The 4,998-nt window shown below is 74.8% G+C and carries 2 protein-coding genes; both read left to right on the plus strand.

Features of this window, described 5'->3' with window-relative positions; genetic code table 11:
• On the plus strand, window positions 1-2,871 hold a 2,871-nt coding region (locus ABEB00_RS22000; RefSeq protein WP_345621720.1), incomplete at its 5' end, for a type I polyketide synthase.
• A 30-nt stretch (window positions 2,872-2,901) separates the two neighbouring features.
• Window positions 2,902-4,998: type I polyketide synthase (locus ABEB00_RS22005; protein ID WP_345621721.1), on the plus strand; the 2,097-nt coding region annotated here is incomplete at its 3' end.

Consider the following 4,998-nt stretch of genomic DNA (forward strand, 5'->3'; position numbering starts at 1 on the left):
CCCGCCACCGACGCCGCCGCCCTCGGCCAGAGCACGGCGGATCATCCGCTGCTCGGCGCGGTGGTGCAGGTGCCGGAGACCGGGGGTGTGCTGTGCACGGCCCGGCTGTCCTTGCGCACCCACCCCTGGCTGGCCGACCACGCCGTGGGCGGAGTGGTCCTGGTGCCCGGGACCGGCCTGGTCGAGCTGGCCGTACGGGCCGGTGACGAGGTCGGCTGCGGAGTACTGGACGAACTGGTCATCGAAGCGCCCCTGGTCGTCCCGGAGGAGGGCGGCGTCCGCGTGCAGGTCGCCGTGGGCGGACCGGACGACAACGCGCCGCGGACGGTGGCGGTCTACTCGGTCCGGGAAGACGCGGCCGGTGAGATCGGCGCCGAGGTCTGGACCCGGCACGCCACCGGCACCCTCACCGCCACCGGCACCCTCACCGACACGGGCCCCGCGACCGCCCGTGCCTTCGACTTCAGCGCCTGGCCGCCGCCCGGCGCCGAGCGGGTCGAGGTCGACGTCGACGCCTTCTACTCCGGTCTCATCGAGAAGGGGTACACCTACGGCCCGGTCTTCCAGGGCCTGCGGGCGGTGTGGCGGCGCGGCGACGAGGTGTACGCCGAGGTCGCCCTACCGGAGGGGCAGCACGAGGAAGCGGCCCGGTTCGGCATCCACCCCGCCCTGCTGGACGCGGCCCTGCACGCCAACGGATTCGTCACCCCGGCCGACGCGGACGCACCCGGCGACGCCGCACCGCGCACGGTGCTGCCGTTCGCCTGGAACCGGCTGGCGCTGCACGCGTCGGGAGCCTCGGCGCTGCGCGTGCGGGTCGCGCCGTCCGGACCCGACGCGGTGGCACTGCAGGCCGCCGACGAGACCGGGGAGCCGGTGCTGACCACCGAGTCGCTGGTCTTCAGGGCGGTTAGCGCCGAGCAGTTGGAGGCCGCGGCCGGCGCCTCCGGCACGGACGCTCTGTTCCGCGTGGAATGGACCGACCTCACCGTGCTCGCCCGCACGGGCGCCCCGGTGCCGGCCTGGACCCGGGTCGCCACCGCCGCCGACCTCGCCGGTCCGGCCGCCGCCGGCACCGTACCGGAACTGCTGGTGGTACCGGCCGACGGTGCCGACGACGCCCTGGAGCGCACCTCCCGGGTGCTGGACGTCCTGCGGGCGTGGCTGGCCGACGAGCGGCTCGCGGACTCCCGGCTCGTGGTCGTGACCCGGGGCGCGGTGTCCGTCGACGGTGAGGACGGCGTGACCGACCTCGCGGGGGCGGCCGTGTGGGGGCTCGTGCGGACCGCCCAGGCGGAGAACCCCGACCGGATCACCCTCATCGACACCGACCCCCTCACCGACACCGGCACCGACACCGACACCGACGTTCTGTCGCAGGGCGATGAATCGCTCGCCGTCCTCCTCGCCACCGCGGCGGCGGCCGGCGAACCGCAGCTCGCGCTGCGCGGTACGACCGTCCGCGCCCCCCGCCTGGTACGGGCCGCCCTCTCCGGTCCCGTCCCGGAGCGCCCGGGATGGGACCCGGACGGCACCGTCCTCGTCACCGGCGGAACCGGCTCACTGGGCGCCCTGCTGGCCCGGCACCTGGTCGAACGGCGTGGCGTCCGGCATCTGACGCTGGCCAGCAGGCGCGGCCCGGCCGCCCAGGGCGCGCGCGAGCTGGTCACCGAGCTGACCGCGCTCGGCGCGACGACCGTACGGGTGGCCGCCTGCGACCTCGCCGACCGCGAGGCGGTCGCCGCCCTGCTGGACTCCGTACCCGACGAGCACCCGCTGACCGCTGTCCTGCACACCGCGGGCGTCCTGGACGACGGCGTGATCGGCACTCTCGACCGGGAGCGCCTGGCCCACGTCTTCGCACCGAAGGTGACGGCCGTGCGCCACCTGGACGAGCTGACCCGGGCCCTGGACCTGTCGTCGTTCGCGGTCTTCTCCTCCGCTGCCGGACTGTTCGGCTCGGCGGGGCAGGGCAACTACGCCGCCGCCAACGCCTGGCTGGACGCCGCGATGGCCCGGCGCCGGGCAGCCGGCCTGCCCGCGCTGTCCCTGGCCTGGGGGCCCTGGGAGCAGACCACCGGCATGACCGCCGGCGGGGAAGCGGCGGCCCGCACCCGCGGCAACCGGCGCGGCGGCATCCTGCCGCTCGCCCCGCAGGAGGGACTGGCCCTCCTCGATGCGGCCCTGGCCGGGGACGCCCCGGTGCTCGTCCCGGTCAAGCTGGACCTGAGGGCCGTACGGGCCGAAGCGGCGACCGGTGCCGGAGTGCCGCCGCTGCTGCGTCAACTGGTCCCGGCCGGACGGCAGTCGGCGCGGGCCGTCGGCGGCGACGGCGGGGACGGCCTGCTGCGCCGGCTGGCCGGGCTCGACCGCGACCGGCAGGAGGCCGTGCTGCTGGATGTCGTCCGCGGCCATGTGGCCGGTGTGCTCGGCCATGCCGGAGCGGACGGTGTCGGTGCCGAGACGGCGTTCAAGGACGCCGGCTTCGACTCGCTCACCTCTGTGGAACTGCGCAACCGGCTGCGCGCCGCGACCGGGGTCAACCTCTCCGCCACCGTGGTCTTCGACCATCCCACGCCACTCGCCCTCGCCCGCCACCTGCACGGCGAACTCGCCCCCGAGGGCGCCACCGGGCAGCGGCCCGCGGCGGAGGCGGACGAGGAACGGCTGCGCCACGCGCTGCTCACCCTCCCGCTGGAGCGGTTCCGGGAGGCCGGCCTGCTGGACGCGCTGGTCGAACTGACCGCCCCGGAACCCGGCGCACCCGCGCCCGACGACGAACCGGACACGACGCGAGGAGCACTGTCCGACCTGGACGTGGACGACCTCGTGCACCTCGCGCTCGGCGACAGCGAATCCCTCGATGGCTGACGCGGCACACGACAGATTGGGGCAGGGAAAGTGAGTGCTTCCTACGAGAAGCTTGTCGAGGCGCTGCGTAAGTCGCTGGAAGAGGTCGGCACGCTGAAGAAGCGGAACCAGCAGATGCTGGCCGCCTCGCGCGAGCCGATCGCGATCGTGGGCATGGCGTGCCGGCTGCCCGGCGGCGTCGACACCCCCGAGGAACTGTGGGACCTGGTCGCCGAGGGCCGCGACGGCGTGTCGGGCTTCCCGGACGACCGCGGCTGGGACCTCGACACCCTGCTGGACGCCGACCCCGAGAAGACCGGCACCTCCTACGTCGACCAGGGCGGCTTCCTGCGGAGCGCCGGCCGGTTCGACGCGGAGTTCTTCGGGATCTCGCCGCGCGAGGCGCTGGCGATGGACCCGCAGCAGCGGCTCCTCCTGGAGACCTCCTGGGAGGCGCTGGAGCGGTCCGGTATCGATCCGCTGTCGCTGAAGGGCGCCGACGTCGGCGTCTTCAACGGCATCATGGGCGTCGACTACTTCGCCGGCGGCAGCGTGCCGCCCGAACTGGAGGGCTTCACCGGCACCGGCGCCGCGTCCAGCGTGGCCTCCGGCCGCATCTCCTACGTCTTCGGCTTCGAGGGCCCCGCGGTCACCCTCGACACCGCCTGCTCGTCCTCCCTGGTCGCCATCCACCTCGCCGCGCAGGCGCTGCGCCGCGGCGAGTGCACGATGGCCCTGGCGGGCGGCGCGACCGTCATGGCCACGCCCGGCCTGTTCATCGACTTCTCCCGGCAGCGGGGCCTCGCCGGCGACGGCCGCTGCAAGGCGTACTCGTCCTCCGCCGACGGCACCGGCTGGGCCGAGGGCGCGGGTGTGGTCGTCCTGGAGCGGCTGTCGGAGGCCCGCCGCAAGGGGCACCGGGTCCTGGCGGTGGTGCGCGGCACAGCGGTCAACCAGGACGGCGCCTCCAACGGCCTGACCGCCCCCAACGGGCCGTCGCAGCAACGCGTGATCCGCAAGGCCCTGGCCGCCGCCGGGCTGACCCCGGCCGACGTGGACGCGGTGGAGGGTCACGGCACCGGCACCACCCTCGGTGACCCCATCGAGGCGCAGGCCCTGCTCGCCGCATATGGCCAGGACCGCGAAGAACCCCTGTGGCTCGGCTCGCTGAAGTCGAACATCGGGCACACCCAGGCCGCCGCGGGCGTGGCCGGCGTGATCAAGATGATCCAGGCCATGCGGCACGGCATCCTCCCGGCCACCCTGCACGTCGACGAACCGTCCCCCCGCGTCGACTGGGACGCGGGCGCCGTACGGCTGCTCACGGAGGCCCGCGAGTGGCCGGACGTCGACCGGCCGCGCCGGGTGGGCGTCTCCGGCTTCGGCGTCAGCGGCACCAACGCGCACCTGATCCTGGAGCAGGCGCCGGAGGAGCCCGCCGTCGAGCCGGTGACCCCGGGCGATGGTCCGGTGCCGGTGGTGAGGCCCGTGGTGGTGCCGGTGGTGGTCTCGGCGCGGAGCGCCGGTGCGCTGGCCGGGCAGGCGGGACGGCTGGCGTCGTTCATCGACTCGGGCGACACCCCCTTGGCGACCGTCGCGGGGTCGCTCGTGTCCCGGCGGGCGATGCTGCCGGAGCGGGCCGTGGTCCTCGCCGGGACGCGCGAGGAGACGGTGGCCGGCCTGGCGGCGCTCGCCGCGGGTGAGCCGTCACCGGCCCTCGTCACCGGTTCGGACGCCGGGGGGAAGACGGTGTTCGTGTTCCCCGGGCAGGGCTCGCAACGGCTCGGGATGGGCCGCGAGCTGTACGACCGCTATCCGGTCTTCGCCCGTGCCCTGGACGAGGCTTGTGCCGCGCTGGACGGTCACCTCGATGTGGAGCACTCCGTCAAGGATGTGATCTTCGGCGAGGGCGGCAACGCCGGCGGCGGCCTGCTGGATCAGACGGTGTTCACGCAGGCCGGGTTGTTCGCGGTGGAGTCGGCTCTGTTCCGGTTGCTGGAGTCCTGGGGTGTGCGGCCGGACGTGGTGGCCGGGCATTCGATCGGTGAGGTCGTCGCGGCGCACGTCGCCGGTGTGCTGTCGCTTCAGGACGCGGCGGCGCTGGTTGCCGCGCGCGGTCGGTTGATGCAGGCGTTGCCGTCCGGTGGG

The sequence above is a fragment of the Streptomyces ziwulingensis genome, assembly GCF_039542605.1.
Classification (GTDB): domain Bacteria; phylum Actinomycetota; class Actinomycetes; order Streptomycetales; family Streptomycetaceae; genus Streptomyces; species Streptomyces ziwulingensis.